Origin of the sequence: Flavobacterium sufflavum (assembly GCF_004016525.1) — a bacterium.
GTDB lineage: Bacteria > Bacteroidota > Bacteroidia > Flavobacteriales > Flavobacteriaceae > Flavobacterium > Flavobacterium sufflavum.
The window spans coordinates 48518-69441 of sequence record NZ_SACJ01000003.1; the positions used below are offsets into that span (position 1 = coordinate 48518).

The 20924-nt window shown below is 31.3% G+C and carries 13 protein-coding genes and 3 tRNA genes; 10 read left to right on the forward strand and 6 right to left on the reverse strand.

Features of this window, described 5'->3' with window-relative positions; translation table 11 throughout:
• Nucleotides 1–107 precede the first annotated feature (107 nt).
• Nucleotides 108–608, forward strand: a complete 501-nt coding sequence (locus EOD40_RS05945) for a phosphoribosyltransferase family protein (protein WP_128193993.1) — start codon at nt 108–110, stop codon at nt 606–608.
• On the opposite strand, the gene EOD40_RS05950 is transcribed toward EOD40_RS05945, so the two are convergent.
• Entirely contained in the window at nt 600–1118 is a 519-nt protein-coding gene (locus EOD40_RS05950) for a shikimate kinase (protein WP_128193994.1), read from the reverse strand. The two genes, EOD40_RS05945 and EOD40_RS05950, sit on opposite strands and share 9 nt — an antisense overlap.
• Nucleotides 1119–1245: 127 nt before the next feature.
• Here EOD40_RS05950 and EOD40_RS05955 point away from each other — a divergent pair.
• The 3 genes from EOD40_RS05955 to EOD40_RS05965 all read left to right on the forward strand — a co-directional run bounded on the left by EOD40_RS05955 (nt 1246) and on the right by EOD40_RS05965 (nt 1560).
• A tRNA-Lys gene (locus EOD40_RS05955) sits at nt 1246–1318 on the forward strand.
• 43 nt (nt 1319–1361) lie between these two features.
• Nucleotides 1362–1434: transfer RNA gene (locus EOD40_RS05960), tRNA-Lys, on the forward strand.
• A gap of 43 nt (nt 1435–1477) precedes the next feature.
• A tRNA-Leu gene (locus EOD40_RS05965) sits at nt 1478–1560 on the forward strand.
• A 371-nt stretch (nt 1561–1931) separates the two neighbouring features.
• Here the strand turns inward: EOD40_RS05965 and EOD40_RS05975 are convergent.
• Nucleotides 1932–3392, reverse strand: a complete 1461-nt coding sequence (locus tag EOD40_RS05975) for a recombinase family protein (protein WP_128193996.1) — start codon at nt 3390–3392, stop codon at nt 1932–1934.
• Between the two features lie 294 nt (nt 3393–3686).
• Between EOD40_RS05975 and EOD40_RS05980 the strand changes: the two genes are divergently transcribed.
• From EOD40_RS05980 to EOD40_RS06005, 6 genes are all read left to right on the forward strand, one after another.
• The gene (locus tag EOD40_RS05980; RefSeq protein ID WP_128193997.1) at nt 3687–4802 is read left to right on the forward strand and encodes a DUF4238 domain-containing protein; all 1116 of its coding nucleotides are present in this window, start codon (nt 3687–3689) and stop codon (nt 4800–4802) included.
• A gap of 257 nt (nt 4803–5059) precedes the next feature.
• Nucleotides 5060–5917, forward strand: a complete 858-nt coding sequence (locus tag EOD40_RS05985; RefSeq protein WP_128193998.1) for a glycosyltransferase family 32 protein — start codon at nt 5060–5062, stop codon at nt 5915–5917.
• Between the two features lie 2 nt (nt 5918–5919).
• The gene (locus EOD40_RS05990) at nt 5920–8106 is read left to right on the forward strand and encodes a family 16 glycosylhydrolase (protein WP_128193999.1); all 2187 of its coding nucleotides are present in this window, start codon (nt 5920–5922) and stop codon (nt 8104–8106) included.
• A 37-nt stretch (nt 8107–8143) separates the two neighbouring features.
• Complete coding sequence (locus EOD40_RS05995; protein ID WP_128194000.1) at nt 8144–9775, forward strand: carbamoyltransferase C-terminal domain-containing protein; 1632 nt, start codon at nt 8144–8146, stop codon at nt 9773–9775.
• Between the two features lie 187 nt (nt 9776–9962).
• Nucleotides 9963–12005 (forward strand): AAA family ATPase, encoded by a 2043-nt coding sequence (locus EOD40_RS06000; protein WP_128194001.1) that lies wholly within the window; start codon nt 9963–9965, stop codon nt 12003–12005.
• Nucleotides 12006–12009: 4 nt separating this feature from the next.
• The gene (locus tag EOD40_RS06005; RefSeq protein WP_128194002.1) at nt 12010–14058 is read left to right on the forward strand and encodes a UvrD-helicase domain-containing protein; all 2049 of its coding nucleotides are present in this window, start codon (nt 12010–12012) and stop codon (nt 14056–14058) included.
• A 1043-nt stretch (nt 14059–15101) separates the two neighbouring features.
• Here EOD40_RS06005 and EOD40_RS06015 read toward each other — a convergent pair.
• From EOD40_RS06015 to EOD40_RS06030, 4 genes are all read right to left on the reverse strand, one after another.
• Nucleotides 15102–16400, reverse strand: a complete 1299-nt coding sequence (locus EOD40_RS06015; protein ID WP_231129584.1) for a recombinase family protein — start codon at nt 16398–16400, stop codon at nt 15102–15104.
• Between the two features lie 222 nt (nt 16401–16622).
• Nucleotides 16623–18806 carry a GH32 C-terminal domain-containing protein gene (locus EOD40_RS06020; RefSeq protein WP_164905457.1) on the reverse strand — a complete coding sequence of 728 codons (2184 nt, stop codon included), beginning with the start codon at nt 18804–18806 and terminating at the stop codon, nt 16623–16625.
• Nucleotides 18807–18858: 52 nt separating this feature from the next.
• The gene (locus EOD40_RS06025; protein ID WP_128194005.1) at nt 18859–19755 is read right to left on the reverse strand and encodes a carbohydrate kinase family protein; all 897 of its coding nucleotides are present in this window, start codon (nt 19753–19755) and stop codon (nt 18859–18861) included.
• Between the two features lie 59 nt (nt 19756–19814).
• The gene (locus EOD40_RS06030) at nt 19815–20918 is read right to left on the reverse strand and encodes a DUF4960 domain-containing protein (protein WP_164905458.1); all 1104 of its coding nucleotides are present in this window, start codon (nt 20916–20918) and stop codon (nt 19815–19817) included.
• Nucleotides 20919–20924 lie beyond the last annotated feature (6 nt).

Sequence of the window (20924 nt, forward strand, 5' to 3'; positions counted from 1 at the left end):
CCAAAACTTCGGGATAAAAAATCAAAGTTGTATTTACTTTTTAAAGTTGGAATTTGGATTTTTTATATTGGAATTTAAATTTAGTTATATTAGCAAAAAAACAAATCATGAGCAAAAATATCATTCTGACTGACCAAGAAATAAAACACAAAACAAAACGTATTGCTTATCAAATTTATGAGACCTTCATAGAAGAACAAGAAGTAGTACTGGCTGGAATTGCCGACAATGGTTATGTATTTGCCGAAAAAATTGCTCAGGAATTAAAAAGTATTTCTGGTTTAAAAGTATTACTATGCGAAGTTCACATAGACAAACAAAATCCAAATCAAGCCATACAAACTTCGATTCCAGCCGAAGAATATGCTAACAAAGGCTTGATTCTCATAGATGATGTATTGAATTCAGGCACAACCTTAATTTATGCAGTAAGACATTTTTTGGATGTGCCATTAAAAAAATTCAAAACAGCGGTCTTAGTCGATCGCAACCATAAAAAATATCCTGTAAAAGCTGATTTTAAAGGAATCTCACTTTCTACTTCTTTATTAGAACATGTTAGAGTAGAATTTGATCAAGACAACAATAGCTATGCCTGGCTAAGCTAAAATTGCCAAAATATCTTCCACAGTCTCTTCAATCGTTTTTTGATCCACTGGAACGATATGTTGCGCCTGATTGTAATAATAACTTCTTTCAAATAGATGGGTAGCAATAAACTCTTTCATCTCGACATCGGTTTTGTCCGCGATAAGGGGTCTATTGCTCTTATTTAAGGACAATCTAGCTACTAAAGTCTCTATAGATGCTTTTAAGTAAATAGAAAACACATCTTCTCCTTTTAGTAACTCATGATTATTCGCATAACAAGGAGTTCCTCCCCCAAGGCCAATTATAATCGGTTCAGTAAAATTCAATAATTCTACAAAATATTCGTGTTCTAACTTTCTAAAATGGATTTCTCCTTTTTCAGCAAATATTGATTTGATAGTCATTTTTACCTTTTTCTCGATAAATTCGTCCAAATCAACAAAAGGAATTTCAAGCTTTTTTGACAATTCTTTGGCAATAGTTGACTTTCCACAACCCATATAACCTAACAGTATAATTTTCTTCATAGAATAAAACCCTATAAACTAAGGTGTTAAAATTTATTATTAAAAAAAGACAAATTTATAATAAAATAGCTTGGAAATAATAAAAAAAACGCCTTATATTTGCACCCGCAATCAGGGAACGATGCAAGACTCGATAGCTCAGTTGGTAGAGCACATCACTTTTAATGATGGGGTCCTGGGTTCGAGCCCCAGTCGGGTCACAAATTAAGTGATTCACTTGAAAAAACGTTCTCTGATGCATTTGACTCGATAGCTCAGTTGGTAGAGCACATCACTTTTAATGATGGGGTCCTGGGTTCGAGCCCCAGTCGGGTCACAAAAGGTTAAGTAAATATTTTACTTAACCTTTTTTACTTTTAGGCCATGTGGAGAAACGGTAGACTCGCCATCTTGAGGGGGTGGTGCTCGCAAGGGCGTGAGGGTTCAAATCCCTCCATGGTCACTTAAGGAGACAACTATATGATAGTTGTCTCTTTTTTTATACCCATAAAAAATTCTTTATCAAACCTTTACAGCCTGACATTTAATGGTTCGATTTTTTCACGAGGAATTTTTAGTCTGTTTGAAATAAACAGTCTAAAAGTGCTTTATCTAGAGATTTAATCGGAGTTGAACGGTGGTTCGAAGTCCCATTAAGGATATGTTGTTTTTTTTACTCTTGGTTTATTATAATTTTTTGACACTAAATATAGTAATTCCAATATAATTTTGGCTTCCTTCTCATTTACCTGAATGCCGTTCTTGGAAAGAATAATAATTGCTTGTTCTACTGAAACATTCTTATCAATGAAATTCATTCTTTTTATTAGTTTTTCAGTTACTTTTTTTCGACAATATTTTTGAAAATGCTTGATTTAAATCTAAAGAAAGAGCTCCTGTTTTAAAATCAACATCAGTCGGTGGAATAAGATTTACAAGATACCTTTTATCTGAGGTATCAAATTCAGAAAATCTTTGAAAGATTTCGACTAATGCTTTATCTTCTATTTGATTTTTTTTATCAATGGCTTTTAATTTAACAACAATATCACTAGCTTCCTTTTTAAGATTTTTGATACTAACTTGATTCTCTTTTTTTAATTCATTGTAGTCATCAATTTTTAATATTCCGGCTATAAATAATTTTCTGCCTCGAGAAAGAGTTAGCTCCTCCTCTTTTATTTTCCTTCCTAATACTTTTTGGGCGTATAAACAACTTGCTTTCTCTGTCTTTATATTCTGGTCTTCCAAAATGTTCTTAAATAATTCAATTGCATTATTTGAGAGTATCAATTGTTGAAGTTTATTTTGATAACAGTCATTAAGAAAAATTGCATCTATCCGTGTTCTACAACCATCACGGCAATGATAATATGGATATTTTTTTGATCTTCCTTTTGAAACACTTCCACCAAGTTTTCGATCACAAACAGGACAGATCAAAAAACCTCTAAGAAAAAATAATGATTGTAAATCATCTCTTTTAGCAGTAATTTTTCTTTTTGTATTAATAACAGACTGAACCTGATAAAACAAAGACTCAGATATCAACGGCTCGTGTAATCCTTTTATCATTTGCTCTTCACTAGAGTTAAGTTTGACTGATATAAGCCCGCAATAAACTGGGTTATGCAAAATTCTGAAAAAGTGTGATCTTGAACATATTAATCCTTTATCATTGGCAATTTTCATGATTTCAGATATTTTATGAACGTTCTTTGCAACTTGACAAAAAGCCCATTTTATAATTTCGGCTTCAGGCTCTTTAGGAGCAATGGCTTTTTTACCATCCATTAATGTCAAATTGATAAATCCTAACGGTGCCTTACCAGGATATCTACCCATCAACTTCGCTCGACGAATGCCATTTGCCGTATTTTGAGCTCTCCGGGTATTTTCTGCTTCCGGAACGGCTAAATATACAGCCAGCATAACTGTACTTTCCGGCACAGAGAAATCAATTGGTTGATCAATAGCCTTTGCTGTTGTTTTATATTTCCGAAGCTTTCCTATCATTTCGTAAGCATATTCAACATTACGACTGAATCGATCCCATTTGATAAATAGTATGTTTTTCTCTTCTCCTGATGATTTCTTTTTAATTTCTGAAAATAATTGTTTCCATTCTGGTCTATTGAAATTCTTTGCAGAGAAATCTTCGCGATAAATTCCTTTGACTTCTATATTGTAATATTTACAATACTTCAATAATCTATACTCCTGCTCCGGCAAGGAGTAACCTTTTCTTTTTTGTTCGTCCGTACTTACACGAACGTATAAATAGGCTGACTTCATATAATTAATGTATTTGTTTGATTTACTACTGAATATTTTTAAACATATAAACCCATTAATAAAAAGCATTTTATGTTTTACTAAGCAAAACGCCATCTACAACAAAAAAATACACAACACTTTATAAATCAACAATATATTTATTTTAATAATATTGTATTCATAGATTTTAATTGCTAAATTCAAGCAAGGCATAACAATATTAATTCTATTTTAAGTGAACATACTTTAATATCTAAAGTCATGACAACATATTATATTAAAAGTCCTAAAAAAATATAAAGAGAATGCAAAATGGCACAGAAAAAACAAATTCCGAAAATCCAGCACTTTGTTCCACAATTTTTCCAGCGTTTCTTCTCTTTTGAAAACAATGGGAAGACCATTGGTATGTTCGAGACTAATAGGAATGTCTTTAAAAGTCATGTAAAAATATCCTCGCATCTAGGCAAAAAGCACTTTTATGGACGTGATGGCGAACTTGAAGAGTGGCTTTCAAAGCTCGAATCAGATTCTGCGCCAATCTTTAGAGAAATGTGGAAAAAAGAAAAACTGCCCATTCCGCAAAGTCCGAATCATTCTAAAATGCTGCATTTCCTGATTATTTTAGATCTTAGAAATCCTATTCATTTCAAAATTCTAAAAAACTTTGAGCAAAAACTTCCAAATACTAAGTCCAAAATTAGTGAAGGCAATGTCTCTACTGATATGATTTCTGGATTACAGGTACAACAATCCGATAAAGGAAAACTGAATTCACTAAAGTCTGCTGAATTGTTGGTGCCAGATCTTTTGAGCTTAAAATATAAACTCATTAAAAATAAAACCTCGAGTCCTTTTATTATTTCTGATAATCCACTTGTCATGTATAACCAGTTTTTAGAAAAAAGAAACTGGAAGTTAGGCAGCCAGAGAGATTTTGGATTAAAAGGACTGCAGCTTTTCCTGCCACTAAATGATTCGTATATGTTAGCTATATATGATTCCGATATCTATAAACTCGGAAATAAAAAAGAGCAGATAGTATCTATAGACGATAAAAACAGTATTGACCAGCTTAATCTCCTACAGTTTCTTAATTCCGAATCTACTGTAAATTTCAATCACAAAGCTTCCGAACACTATATCCGAACGCTCCAAAAAAAATCGAAAAAATATAAAAAAGCTAATGATGATTTTATCAACGTGCGTGAATTAAAAGTCCCAAAAGGTATAGATAACTTTACAGCGCAAATGATTGAAATGGGAGTATCAGATTTGAATATTAGACTTTCTCTTCAGAAATTGAATTTTATCTCAAAATCTAGTGCAGTTAAACTGCATTGCATTTCAGATCAGTATAGAAAAAATTTAAAATACAAGGCATACACTTACCAAGTTTATACTATTACACCGATTGAAGAATACTAAAAAAAGTAATCACCATACATAGAAATTGTGCATAACATAGAAAATACAACATCTCACAACAGGTATTTATACGCATAGAGGATTTACTTTAAATTGTATTTTGATTTATAAAATATCTGTATCAGAATATTTTAAAGAGAAAAAGAAATTACAGTTGCGGTTTTTAGCAAAAAACTTACAATTAAAATTCTTACATTTGCTTTTAAAGCTCATTACTATATCATACTTATAACAAATTCCAAAGCAAGAATTAACATATGAATTTTGAACAAAATAGCAAAAAAGACCCCTTATCTAAAAATGAGCGTGAACGCTCTAATTTCGTTAAAGAATTTGTTCAAGGTTACAAAGAGCCAAATCAAATAATTAAAATTTATGACACTCAAATACCGAAACATATAGTGCATTTTTGGGATGATCTAACTCAATTACCACAAGACGTTAAAGAATGCATGGAATCCTGGCGAATACTTGAAAAATCTGGATTTGAACTTCAGGTTTTTGATGAGAATTCGGCTCGAGAATTTATAAAAACTCATTTAGGCCATAGATTTGTTGAAGCTTTCAATAACTGCTATCACCCATCAATGAAATCTGATTACTTCCGATATAGCTACATTTTTGTAAAAGGAGGATTTTACATAGATAGTGATGATGTATATCATGGAAAATCTATAGATCATCTCTTTAATGATGGAAGATTAAAACTACAGCCTTTCTGTTATGATATTGAAACATCTCAAATGATTTCCTCATTTGACTTTATTAAACCTGGCGCGAATAAATGGGGTTGGATTTTCTATTTCAATACCACACCATTAATCGCTGCTCGAAATCACCCTATTGTAGAGCGAGTTTTACTTAATGCTACACTTGCCCTTGAACAAGATCAAAAAGAATTACCAGAGGTTCAAGCAACCACAGGGCCTGGTATTTTAACTACATCAATACAAGAAATAATTTTTGAGGAAAAACATCCAGAGGAAACGATGTTGGTACTGCATGACTGGGACAATATTTCCACAAGTAAGTGGCACCTCAGTTATCGAAACGATAAAAGAAACTGGAGACTTTCGAATCAGCAGATCTATAAATCCTCAAAATTAACGGATTAATAATGAACTTAAGAACGCAACATACCAAAATTGTCAATCATATTTTCACATTCTGGCTAACAATACGAAGAATATATCCTAAAAAAAAATGCATTGCATTCGGTGTGAAATCAAAAAAAAATTATCCTTTGATAGAGAAGGTTTATGTTATTAACCTTAATCGCGCACCAAGTCGCTGGACTAAAATAAAGCAAGAGCTTAGACAGGTTTTAGACATTCAAGGAAACGATATAATAAAACTTACTACACGAATAGCAGCAGTTGATGCTAATACATTTACGGAAGAGCCGGAGAAGGATAATAAAGTTGATCCGTTTTACACACTCAGCGAACAGCTTTCTATTGAACCGCAGCCTTCTGCACTCCCTACTCACTTAGAATTAAACGCTCCTATACGAATGAGCAGGGCTGAATGTGCCGTTTCCAGATCTCATATAAAAATTTGGGAACAGGTTATCGCTAGTAATAATGAATATTCACTCATACTTGAAGACGATATCTGGTTCCATTCTAACTTTGCAGCAAATCTTAATAAAGTTTGGCGTGATGTTATTTCAAATACCGATATTAAAGGAAGCTTTGATGTACTTTATTTGTCTTATCAAGAAGTAAAACATGGCGCGCCCAAAACTATCCTTTCTAAGCATTTGTTTCGCCCAGAACGTGGCCTCTGGCATTTATCTGGCTATGTAATTTCTCGTGAAGGCGCTAAAAAACTTGTTGACTTGCTTCCAAGTCGCGGTCCAATTGATCTTTGGATTAATCATCAGTTTGGAAGCTTAAATGTCATTGCTTCCAGACAGTCTATAATTGGTCAACGTATAGATATTACATCTTCTAATTCTTATTCTATACTCCCTGCCCTTACAAAAATAGGAGCAATTACAAGTGAGGGGGCTTCTTTATATAATTTAAAACCCACAGAAAAACCTATATTCGTTTTAGGTTCTGAAGGCTCAGGAAACACATCAGTAGCGATGGCAATATCTATGTTAGGATATAGATGTTGCAGTGATTTCAAAGACCTGCCTACTTCTGAAATGATTCGACTGCTTGAGGGAAATGATGATAGAATTTTCGATGCATATGTAAATATAGGCTCATTAAATAGTATGGTACCAGAACTTATACTTCTTTATCCAAAAGCAAAATTTATTCTTACTTCAAAAAAGGAAGCTAAAATGGACTCTCTTTTCCTTGAATTAAACAACAGTTTAAAAGGAACTGACTTTACAGTACTTTATGCTGATGCTCCAAATAAATGGCAAATTTTATGTGAACATTTAAGATGTTCTCCTCCAAAAAGCAACTTTCCGGAGCTAATTGATATTGGACAAAGACCTATTCTCAAAGAAAAAAATATATCTAATCAAAAAATTAAATTAACAAAAACGATACATGATGATTCACCCTGGCTTATCCAATCTAAAAAATGGTGGCATGGAATTGATTCACTCCAGTCAGAATTAAAATCGGACCAAAAAGAAAGTGTAGTTAAAATTAATGATTCCTTTGAATCCTTAGATCAAAAGCTCTGGTTGGCGAGAAGTGATACTTTTACAGATAATTTAGCTTTATTTCGACCATCAAACGTAAAGTGCATTCCTGAATTAGGAGCGGTACTTTCTATTAAGAATGAATCTATGGGAGTTAGAAATTACTCCGCAGCATCCATTTGTAGTAAAGATAAATTTTTATATGGAAAGTTTGAAGCTACCATCCAAGCATCTAATTTACCAGGTGTAGTTACAGGTTTCTTTCTCTATCGAAATTCACCAAGACAAGAAATAGATATAGAAATTTTAGGTAATAATCCAAATCGTCTACTAATTAATGTTTTTTATAATCCTGGGGATGAAGGTGCAAAATTTGACTATGGTTACCGAGGTTCTCCAATTTATGTAGACCTTGGTTTTGATGCATCAAAAGAAAGTCACCAGTACGCTATTCAATGGGGACCAAATGAAATACAATGGCTTGTTGATAATAAAATTATTTATAGACGAGTTGTCTGGGATCCTACTCCTATTCCTCATCTTCCAATGACACTACATGCTAATATTTGGATAACCCGTTCATCTAAACTTGCAGGTAAATTTAAGAATAAAAAGCTTCCGACTTCTTCTGTTTTTAAAGAGATTAAAATCGATGCAAATACAGTTATATCCATGTCTAAAGTCAATATTTAGCAACAATTAATAGAATCTAAAAATTTAAATTAGTACTATGAAAATTCTATCATTCAACCCTGGCCATGACGGCACGTTTGCTTATCTTGAAGACGGCCGATTAATTACATCTGTTGAAGCGGAGAAAGATTCGCACTATCGACATTCACCACTCACAATCCCAGATGTTTTTAGCATTTTTGGTGATATGAATGAAATCCCAGATGTACTTTGTAGAGGCGGATGGTGGCCTGGTGACAACAATGCAACAGAAAGGAATATTATTTCAAGTTACCACGATATTAGTAGTTCCGGTATTATAACAAGAAAGCAACATTTATTTGGAAAAGAGATTAACTATTTCTCATCTTCTCACGAACGATCACATATTCTTTGTGCTTTTGGAATGTCGAATCTGCCCAAAGGTACTCCCTGTTATGTATTATTGTGGGAAGGAGTAATAGGCGCCTATTACAAAATAGATAGTAAACTAAATATAACAAAGCTTGCAGATGTAATGCCTGAACCTGGACATCGTTATGCATTGCTTTACGGAATTGGTGATCCGACTTTTGATAAAAAAAATGCAGAATTTTCTCGATTTTCTGATGCTGGAAAGCTTATGGCTTTGGCTTCTTTCTCAAATCGAAGTAAACCCACGAATGAAGAAGAGAAACTATTATCATTTTTGATGCAAGATTGTAAACATCTCAAGCCGCAAGAATGTGAAGCCTTCAAAGATTTTAAACATTATAATGTCGGATTAGAAGATCCAGAATTTCGAAACTTCGCCGGAATTTTTAGCGATCGCATATTTGATCGCTTTTATGAATATGCAAAATTGAATTTAGATAGAAGCATGCCATTGTTAATTGTTGGTGGATGCGGATTAAATTGCGACTGGAATACAAAATGGCGGGAAGTTAATTATTTTTCTGATGTATTTGTACCGCCTGTTGCCAACGATTCGGGATCGGCCATTGGAACTGCTATTGATGCGCAATTCTATTTTACTGGCAATCCAAAAATAGAATGGAATGTATATTCTGGCCGTGATTTCATTTTTGATGCTCCTCTCGACACTAACTTATATGATGAGTTTGAAGCAAACCACGAAATTGTATCTGAAATGTTAGCTAATAATTTAATTTTAGGATGGGTAAACGGAAAATATGAAATTGGTCCCCGAGCTTTGGGAAATCGATCGATTATAGCTGCTCCATTTCTAGATAGTACACGAATAAGATTAAATGAGATTAAGCAGCGTGAACAGTTTCGCCCCATTGCACCAGTCTGTTTAGAAGAAGATGCATTAAAATGGTTCGGATGTAATTGGCCTAGTCCATTTATGCTTTATACACAGCTTGTTCTAACAGACGCTTTATGTGCTGTGACACACATCAATAAAACAGCTAGAATTCAAACGGTTACACATAAAAGCAACAATAATCTTTACGAGCTACTAGTCTCGTTTAAAAAGCGAACAGGCTACGGAGTTTTATGTAATACTTCTTTGAATTTTAATGGTAAAGGATTTATAAATAATATTTCAGACCTCTCTGCTTATGCTATAAGTCACAAATTGGATGGATTTGTTGCTGGGGGAAGATGCTATTTATTAAAATCATCACAATACTATCAAAATTTTAGAAGAATGCAAAACCCAAAAGACCATGGCCAATTAGCTTAGTGGCAGTTCGTTTGGCATTTGAGATATTTTAACATCAGAAATCTTTTAATATTTATAATTAATTTATGACGTATTATAAAATTGCTCTAAATATAATTAACAAAAAAATAATTTAAGCTTTAGTCAAAAAACAATCTCAAATCTGTTACCATTTAAAGTAAGATAGATTCTAACCTTAAGCATTCATATGTACCTAAAAAAAATTAAAATAAATAACTTTAGAAAATTTCGTGTTGATAACAATATCGTTGAATTTGTAGACGCCGAAAATTACCTTAAACATAAAGGTGATGCTTTAATTAATATAGCCCCTATCACAACACTTATTGTTGGAAAGAACAATTCTGGTAAAACGACAATAACTAAAGCTTTGGAGAAACTGATTATAGATAATAAATTCGAAGCAAATGATTTTAATTTTAAATATTTACGTGAAAAATTAGCAGAATATAAGAATAACTATGCTAATAAATTTGAATCAGTATCACCACCATTTCTAGAGTTTATTTTAACAATTGGAATTGAACAAAACAGTAATGATCTTATCACCAATTTAGTGCCATTTATGACTTTGGAAAATGTAGTCAATTCCGAATTAGATATTCTTATAAAATATGAATTAGTGGAAAATGAAAATTTCCACAATTCTGTCAAAGATTTATTAGATGAGGGTATTGTTGATAGAATGTTACGATTCAAAAAGTTTGTGGAACTGCTTAGTGATTCTATGGATTTTAAATTAAAATACTACAATAGTAATGGTTTTGAAGTACCATTTAGAATAAAAGATCTTATAGAAATAAAAGCGATAAAAGCAAATAATGTAGAAAATGAAAAATGTTTATCAAGAGCGTTTAGCAAAATTGTAGAATATAGATATAGATCCACTAAAGGTAAGAGAGACAAAAAGGAGCTTGAGCAGATAATAACAGAAATTAATGGAGCATTAAGTTTAAATATTACAGACAAGCACACCAACAGAATTAATACCTCATTAAACGCAATTGAATCTTCAGATAAGTTAGAAATGATTTTAAGTTCTGATATTTCATTTAAGAAATTAATGAATGATCTAATCAAATATGAATATATTGAGTATGGTGATAATATACCCGAAACTCAATTTGGTTTAGGATACACGAATTTAATGATGATCATTGCTGATTTAATTGAATATATGGAAAAATACCCTGAGGATTCTTTCAATAGCAAAGTAAATCTAATATCAATTGAAGAGCCAGAAACGTTTATGCATCCTCAAATGCAAGAATTATTTATTAAAAATATAAATGAAGCAATTTCATCGTTGCTTAAAAGCAACCAAAAAAATATAAACAGTCAGCTAATTATCACCACTCACTCATCGCATATCCTGAACAGTAAAATCCACAGCGGTAATTCCTTCAACAATATTAATTATGTCACAACTTTAGAACAAAACTCTAATGTAGTTTCACTTAATGACAAAAAAATTACACCGCAATTGGGTGATAATAATAATGAAAACAATTTAAAGTTTTTAAAAAAACATATAAAATATAAAGTTTCAGAACTGTTTTTTTCCGATGCAATTATCTTTGTGGAAGGCATCACTGAAGAAACTCTTTTAAGATATTACCTTGATAATGAAACTAAACTTAATAAGTTTTACATTTCTATTTTTAATATAGATGGAGCTCATGGCCTTGTATATCATCAATTAATAAAATTATTAAAAGTACCAGCTTTAGTAATTACTGATTTGGATATAAAAAGAACTGACATTGAAAAGGATGCCTTTACACAAATTAGTAGCTTGGATAAAAAGACAACAACAAACGCAACAATAAAACAATATAATAACGAAAAAGAATTATTGACAAATTTACCTGCTACACTTTTAACAGAAAATTTAAAAATAGCATTTCAAGGTAAAATTAATGGATTTTATGCCACTAGTTTCGAAGAAGCCTTTATTCTAACCAATTTCAATAATCAGATTTTACAAGATACTATAAAGGAATTAAAACCTGACATTTATAATAGCATTGTTGGTGCTAATAGTGATATAAAAGAAATAAAAAATAATTCCTATAAACTTCAGAGGAAATTAACTGGATGTAAAAGTGATTTTGCAAATAAATTACTTTTTAAGTATATCACTTCAGATACAACTGCTGGACTTCCCTTGTTACCAAAATATGTTACTGAAGGATTAACATGGCTTTCCACAAAATTAAATATTGTCTAAGAGTATGGGTTTATCAATTATATCATCAGAGAAAAGAGAACAAGAGATAGATATTCAGAAGGAAATATTTAATTCAATTGATCAAAATGAAAATATCATATTTAGCTCCGGTGCGGGTTCTGGAAAAACATATTCTCTTGTCGAAAGTTTAAAACATATAATTAACAAGCATGGCTCAAGGCTTAAAGTACATAATCAAAAAATTGTATGCATCACCTATACAAATGTTGCCGTTGAAGAAGTTAAAAATCGACTTGGAAACAGTGATTTGGTCTTGGTTTCAACAATACATGAAAGAATATGGGAACTTATTAAAGATTATCAAAAGGAGCTTGTAAAAATTCATCAATATAAATTGAATGAAGAAATCAGTATCTTAAATAATAAACTGGATGCACATAGCAAATTTGCTGCATATAGAAATCTAAACAATGAGCAAAAATCAGGTTTAGCTGACCTAATGATTTCGCAAACAGAACTTTTCTACAAGAGCCAAGATGAAAATGCAGGTAAATTCAGAGAAATATTTGGGACTCAACTGAAAGATTTTCCAAACATTCTAAAAAACTACTCCGATTTTAAAGAGCTCATCAAAATTATTTACAAAATAAACAATTATGCATTTTGTTTACAGCATATAGATGACAAAAAGGAAGGATATTTAAAAGTAAAATACAATGCCTCATACAATTCAGATCGTTTACACTGGATGAGAATCAGTCACGATACACTTTTAGAATACGGAATTAAAATTATAAAAAGCCATAATGTACTGCAACAGATAATAATTGATCAGCATCCTTATTTTTTGATTGATGAATACCAAGATACTGAAAAAACAGTTATTGAAATCATGTCAATTTTGACTGAGCGATCTAAAGAGATTAAGCATCCTTTTTTTGTTGGCTACTTTGGAGATCCTGCACAAAACATATATGATGGGGGAATTGGAAAAAATATTAGTAAAGTACATCCGAATCTTAAAGCAATTATCAAACCTTTTAATCGTAGATCTACAGAAGAAGTAGTTACTATCATTAATGCAATAAGAAATGACGAAATAAAACAATCATCAATTTATGATGATTCTAAAGGTGGCAGCGTAAAATTTTATGCTGGGCAAAATGAAAAAATTGATACCTTTATCGAGAAGTATAAATCTAAATGGGGTATTTCTCTAAAAAATAAACTGCATTGTTTTGTATTGACCAACAAAAGTGTTGCAGAGTATAGTGGTTTCAGCAATATCTATGCTTTCTTTGCAAATACAAAAAAATATAAAATTGGTTACCAGCAATTAAATACAGAACTACTTAGTGATAACCAAGTTAGATTAGGGGAAATTCCGTCATTTATATATCGAATCCTCGAGTTTAAATCCAAATTAAACCTAAAAAATACACCTATTCAAGATTTACTAAACAAACACATTTATTCTGATATGGATATGGGGCTTCTAAGGGCTTTCATAACTTCATTAAAAAATATCAAAGGGAATACCTTAAATGAATTATTAGAATCTATAACAGATTTTTATACCTCTACTGAAAACAAAAAACATAAAGAATTGATAACTCAATTATTTGATTTTGAAGGCTTCCCAGATAAATCAGTCAAAAGCTACCTATCTGAAATACTTTACCCCAACATAAAAGAAGAGGATATTACTGAGACAACAAAAGCTATTGAAGCTTTCTTAAACATTAATTTTAATGAATTTGAGTTGTGGTATAAATATATACTTAGAGAAAATGAAACTGATGTAGTTTATCACACTTATCATGGAACAAAAGGGCTTGAATTTGATAATGTTGTAATATTGATAGGTAATGCGTTTGGACGAAACCAAATGTATTTCAAAAATTTTTTCATGTCCATTCAAAATGCATCAGAGGCAAAAAATGAGTATTATGAAGAATTTGAGCAGACAAAAAACCTTTTATATGTAGCATGTTCCAGAGCAATTAAAAATTTAAGAATATTATATGTTGATGATGTTAGCGATTTTAAGGATGCATTGTCAGAAATTTTTATTGATGTAAAATCATATTGAATTCTAAGGTAAAGCCACAAAAAAAGGAAAGCCTGAAAAACACAATCTACTTAGTATTTATTGAAAATAGAAATTTAAAAACATCTTTGTCTCAGCAAGATAATATTGAAATGAATACCAATAATAGAAATTCAAAAGATAAAGTATAATTTTGACATTGTTCAAAGAATTGTTTCATCACATTTGAAAAAAAATTAAATTTCAATTTCTAGAATCATCACCAAATTTTGAGCTGGATAATATAATTATATTTTAACTTTAGATTGAACAAAACTTAACTTTCATGTTGCTTTAAAATTCTATTGTTCGAAAATCAATTTAAAAATTTAGCTCTTTAATAAATCAGAAAATTTACGTTTTAACGTTTTTTAAATGTTTAACCCTTAGGATATAGACTAACCGTTCTTTGTTGAAAACAAAAAAAAATTACCTTATAAATTCAATTAAAAAGAAACCAATCGCTCCAAATCCTCTATAAAATGGTTCGACATTTGTTCGATTGTGTCACTTAAGGAGACAACTATATAATAGTTGTCTCTTTTTTTATACCCATAAAAAATTCTTTATCAAACCTTTACAGCCTGACATTTAATGGTTCGATTTTTTTACGAGGAATTCTTAGTCTGTTTGAAATAAACAGTCTAAAAGTGCTTTATTTAGAGATTTAATCGGGTTTGAACAATGATTCGAAGTCCATTAAGAATATGTTGTTTTTTTTCTCTCTTGGTTTATTATAATTTTTTGATACTAAATATAGCAATTCCAATATAATTTTGACTTCCTTATTATTTATCTGAATACCGTTCTTAGAAAAAATAATAACGGCTTTTTCTACAGAAACATTCTTATCAATGAAATTCATTTTTTTTTTATTAGTTTTCGGTTACTTTTTTTTGGGATAATATTTTTAAAAATGCTTGATTTAAATCTAAAGAAAGAGCTCCGTTTTAAAATCAATATCAGTCGGTGGAATAAGATTTACAAGATGCCTTTTATCCGAGACATCAAATTCAGAAAATCTTTGAAAGATTTCGACTATTGCTTTATCTTCTATTTGATTTTTTTTTATCAATGGTTTTTAATTTAACAACAATATCACGAGCTTCCTTTTTAAGATTTTTGGTACTAATTTGATTCTCTTTTTTTAATTCATTATAGTCATCAATTTTTAATATTCCGGCTATAAATAATTTTCTACCTCGAGAAAGAGTTAGCTCTTCCTCTTTTATTTTCCTCTCTAATATATTTTTAGCGTATAAACAACTTGCTTTCAGTGTCTTTATATTCTGGTCTTCCAAAATGTTCCTAAATAATTCAATTGTATTATTTGAAAGGATCAATTGTTGAAGCTTATTTTGATAACAATCATTAAGAAATACCGCATCTATCCTTGTTCTACAGCCATCATGGCAATGATAATATGGATATTTTTTTGATCTTCCTTTTGAAACACTTCCGCTAAGTTTTCGATCACAAACAGGACAAATTAAAAAACCTCTAAGAAAAAATAATGATTGTAAATCCTCTCTTTTAGCAGTAGTTTTTCTTTTTGTATTAATAACAGACTGAACCTGATAAAACAAAGACTCAGATATCAACGGCTCGTGTAATCCTTTTATCATTTGCTCTTCACTAGAATTAAGTTTGACTGATATAAACCCGCAATAAACTGGGTTATGCAAAATTCTGAAAAAGTGTGATCTTGAACATATTAATCCTTTATCATTAGCTATTTTCATGATTTCAGATATTTTATGATCGTTCTTTGCAACTTGATAAAAAGCCCATTTTATAATTTCGGCTTCAGGCTCTTTAGGAGCAATAGCTTTTTTACCATCCATTAATGTCAAATTGATAAACGCTAACGGTGCCTTACCAGGATATCTAACCATCAACTTCGCTCGTCGAATGCCATTTGCCGTATTTTGAGCTCTTCGGGTATTTTCTGCTTCCGGAGCAGCTAAATATACAGCCAGCATAACTGTACTTTCCGGCACAGAGAAATCAATTGGTTGATCAATAGCCTTTGCTGTTGTTTTATATTTCCGAAGCTTTCCAATCATTTCGTAAGCATATTCAACATTACTACTGAATCGATCCCATTTGATAAATAGTATATTTTTATCTTCTCCTGATGATTTCTTTTTAATCTCTGAAAATAATTGTTCCCATTCTGGTTTATTGAAATTCTTTGCAGAGAAATCTTCGCGATAAATTCCTTTGACTTCGATATTGTAATATTTACAATACTTCAATAATCTATACTCCTGCTCCGGCAAGGAGTAACCTTTTCTTTTTTGTTCGTCCGTACTTACACGAACGTATAAATAGGCTGACTTCATATAATTAATGTATTTGTTTGATTTTCTAATAAATATTTTTAAATATGAAGTTAGGTTACAAATATAAAAGCCCATTTCTCATGAAATGGGCTTTTATAAGCCTTTACTTTTTGATAAACACATAGCAAATAAGTGATTTTTACTTGTCTGACTCAACAGAATTCAACCATTTTAAAACTATTTATTATAAAAGAATTCATTCCGAAAAAAACAATCGGCAATTTAAAAATCAGTTAAATTTTTACTGCTTTTTAATTTCCAAAAGTTAAGTTTTTTAATTAAAATATTCCCGTTTTCCAAGAAAATCTCAATCTCATTACTATTAGCAAATTTCGGAAAAATCCTTGTTGTAAATGCATCTTTATCATTTATGAAACCTTCAACCACTGAACCATCAATAAACAGATGAATCTTAATCGTTTTCCTGTTTTTCAAATTAATTTCTCCTATTTCAATTCTTTTCTCTATTAAATCGATTTTACTAGAATTCGACTGATCAATTATTAATTGATTCTTTTTTAGATCAAAAGACAACTTGGTTTCTTCTTCATTATTTTGATTTTTTCCAATATAAAAACCAAATTTCTCTGATTGCAAGGGTGATATTTCTGCCATTATTTCAATTTGATGACCACGACCAAGTTTTAAATTTGATGATGAATTCACATTTACGTTTTCAAAGACTTTTAAGGAATCCCTAAGTTTAATTAATGACGGATGTGGTGTTTGATAAATTTCATTATTTTTTAAATTCCAAACCCTCGGTATACTAAATAAATGTGTCCAACCGTGTTTCAATTGTAACTCCCTAGTAATTAAATCCGGAATTATCGCAATTGCAGTTGTATTACCATTCTTATCTAAGGAAACTGACGGAGAAAGCATTCTATTAATTACTTCTAATTTTTTAGGCAATTTATGATCCGGAACAAATTTTTCATTAATAAAACTACCTACCCAATACAAATTTATTGCAGGCTTACCGTCATGTGGTATAGGATTTACCGCTAAGATGTATTTATTGTTCATCTTCCAGAAAACAGGCATTTCCCAAAATATTCCTGAATGATCTGTCTCTGGATTACCTTTAAATAAAGGATGTAAATAAGTCCATTTTTTTAAATCATTTGATTTATATAATAATAAAGCCCCCTTTTGAACATCATTTTCAATCAAGCCATAGCCTACAATCATATACCAAACATCCTTTTCTTTCCAAATATAGGGGTCGCGAAAATCCCTGCGTTTATACTGTTTTGGAGGTCCTTTTACAACTGGATTATTACTGAATTTTTCCCAATCAATTAAATTATCATCTTTAGGAAAAGCAAGGCACATTCCAACCTCTTTTTCATTGCCTCCTGTGTACATAATTAATGGCACGCCTTTATCATCTAATACTACATGTCCCGACCATATTCCTATCTCATCATAACCTTCTTCCGGGGTCAATACTGGTTTATGCTCTGTCCATTGTACTAAATCCGGACTGCTAAAATGTCCCCAATTAATCTGACCTAAGAATAAATTAGTACCGTTTTTTTGATTAAAAATATGATACTTCCCCTTGTAATAAATTAAGCCATGAGTTTCATTTGTCCAATTTGCTGCTGGGAGTAAATGGTATTTGGGTCTATTAAAATCATTTTTAAATCTACTGGAAGGTATGGCTAAATCAGCTTTCTTGTTTAATTTATCACCTATCTCATTTTCTATTAAATAATTTGAATCTAATGGCTCATTCCAAATTTTAAGTTCATCAATTATTCCATTAATATGAGTCAGCGGAAACAGATTGTCTAAGTATTTTTCTTTTGCGTTTTTCCCAATAGTCAAACTATTAAATGTAGTTTGACTTGTCACTTTATTTAAAGGAATTTTTAAAATTGCTTCTCCGTTAATTAATAAATTAACATTCCCCTCATTAATAATAAGACACACATTAAACCATTTAGATTTTGACAATCTATGTTCAGCAAAATAATATTTTTCCTCACCATTTATTCCTATCGCAATTGCGGGTTTTCCAAATTTATTTATACTAGCTGAAATCCAATTCTCAGGATTGCTACTTTCTTCAATTATCGAAAAAAAGCTTGCTGTATCCGTTGGGAAAGTTTCCAGAGCTACCCATACACTTATTGTTATTGGTAACTTTAACGGCGATGACAATGAACCCTCAATGTATGTAGAATAGCCGTCAAAGCGTAAGCCGGTATTTTCAATACCATTTACAAATTCCGGAGTTTCAAAATTGCTATTGATTTGATAAATCGTTTTTGTATTTTCTTCAATTGTTGATTTTATCTTATTTGAATTAAAAGACCATTGGTATAAAGGTTTTGATTCTTTAGTAAAAGAAAGAAATAAAATTAGAATTACTAAAACAGGGAATATTCTTTTCATTTTTGTCAAATTAAGTTGTGAAAGAAGCATTTTGAATTATATACCAGGGAAATTAAATCATCATAAATTTTTTAATTTCTTTTTCAGAAATCTGGGGATTGGCACCTTCACTTGCCGCCACTAAAGCGCCAATTGCACAAACATAATTCAGTGATTTTTGAGGTGATTTTCCTCTTAGTAAGCGAACAATCAATGTTGCCAAAAAAGAATCTCCAGCTCCAACAGTATCAACAACATTTACAAAATAACCGCTATTGTAATAAAATTTTCCATCACTAAATAAAACAGCTCCAAAAGCGCCTTTAGTCACGCAAATTTGTTTTGTATTTGTTCTTTCTGCAATGAATTTAATATTTTGCTCAAATGAATTATATGGAGAATCCATTTTCTTGCTAATCTCTACTAACTCCTCATCATTTAGCTTAATAAAATCAGCTTTGTTCATTAATTCTATCAAGACATCGGTTGTATAATAAGGAGATCTTAAATTAGCGTCTAAAATTTTATATTTTGCTTTATCTAAAAGAGAAAATAAACTCGCTCTTGAAATTTCATCTCTACAAATTAAACTCCCTAAAACAAATGCATCAGCTTCGCTAACTTGTTGTTCTATTGTACCATTAATCGAAATTTTATCCCAAGCAGAAGGATAATGAATATCATAAGAAGCATTCCCTTTTTCATTAATCATGACATGAACCACGCCAGTCTTATAATCAGAATCAATTTGAATCAATTCTGAACTCATATTATGATCTTCAATATATTCGATTATTTCCTTTCCGTTTTCATCATTTCCTATTTTACTAATAATGCTTGAGGAAACTCCAACAGAGTTCATTCTTAGTGCTACATTTAAGGGAGCTCCCCCAATTTTTTTATGTGTTGGAAAAACATCCCAAAGAATCTCTCCAAAACAAACTATATTTAACTTATATTTCTTTTCCATAATTAAAAAATTAAAGGGCAGAAACAAATCTGCCCGATAAAGCTACAACCAATTAAAACCTATTTACTTCCTAAATAATCTATTGAATTTTTATAAATGGTTCTTACATTATCCGCATACGGGTTAACGCGACCATCATTCATATTCCATTCCATTCCGCCAATTCCTAATGTCATGATATATCCTTGAAAACGACCACTTGGTTTCCAAAGAACAATTCCTCCAAAACCCTGACCATCAATAGCCCAGTCCCAGGCTGCCACAACTTCGGCATCATAACCATTAGAAAAACTTACAAACTTAGGATCATCTAATGGAGCTAAGTTCCAAAGCGCATTGTGATCTTCTTTATAACCTCCATTAATAACATACACCTTGCGGTCACTATAAAATTGACAACCTTGTGAAATTGTACTACCTAAAGCAGTGCCTGCAAAACCAACTCCCCATGTATCAGGATTAGCCCCTCCAGTACCAGAGCCAAGGATATTACGCAGACCAGAAGTGTCTCTTCCAAGTTCTTCAACAATTCCTGTACCATGACCTCCTGCTACAATTTTACCTCCTTGTACGAAGAATTTAGAAATTACATTAAGATGTTCTAAAAGTGCAGCCGGTTGCGCAGTTGAACCTACCTTATCATACATATAAAACAAAACATTTACTCCGTTTAAAGCTCCATCAGTTAATTGGTTATATGGAATATAAAGAAACTTATCTCCATATACTTGTTGAGCCCAAAGCCCAGCTGCTTTTACATCATCATCAGAGACATCGTTTAAAGTAGCTCCATCGCCTAAGAAAGCTATTTTAGATGGTAATAGTTTTGCAGAAACAATGTAATGTCTGGTTGTAACACCATTAGAAACAGATAATTCAACAGGACTTGATAAATTTAATGAAGTTCCGCTATTAGGTTTAACTGTAACTCCATTAGGAAAAACCGCTTCAAAAGCCACATCACTCAAGTTTGTATCTCCCGAAAGACTAACAGAAATATTACCGTTTAGATGATTTATTACGGCTTCTTTACCATTTAGTTGCACACTTGAAACAATGTCTAAAACCTTAGCCCCATCTGTATAATTTTCACGTTCATCACATGACTGCAACCCTATAATCAGGGTTACAATCATCAATGATTTTATAAATATTTTTTTCATAATCAT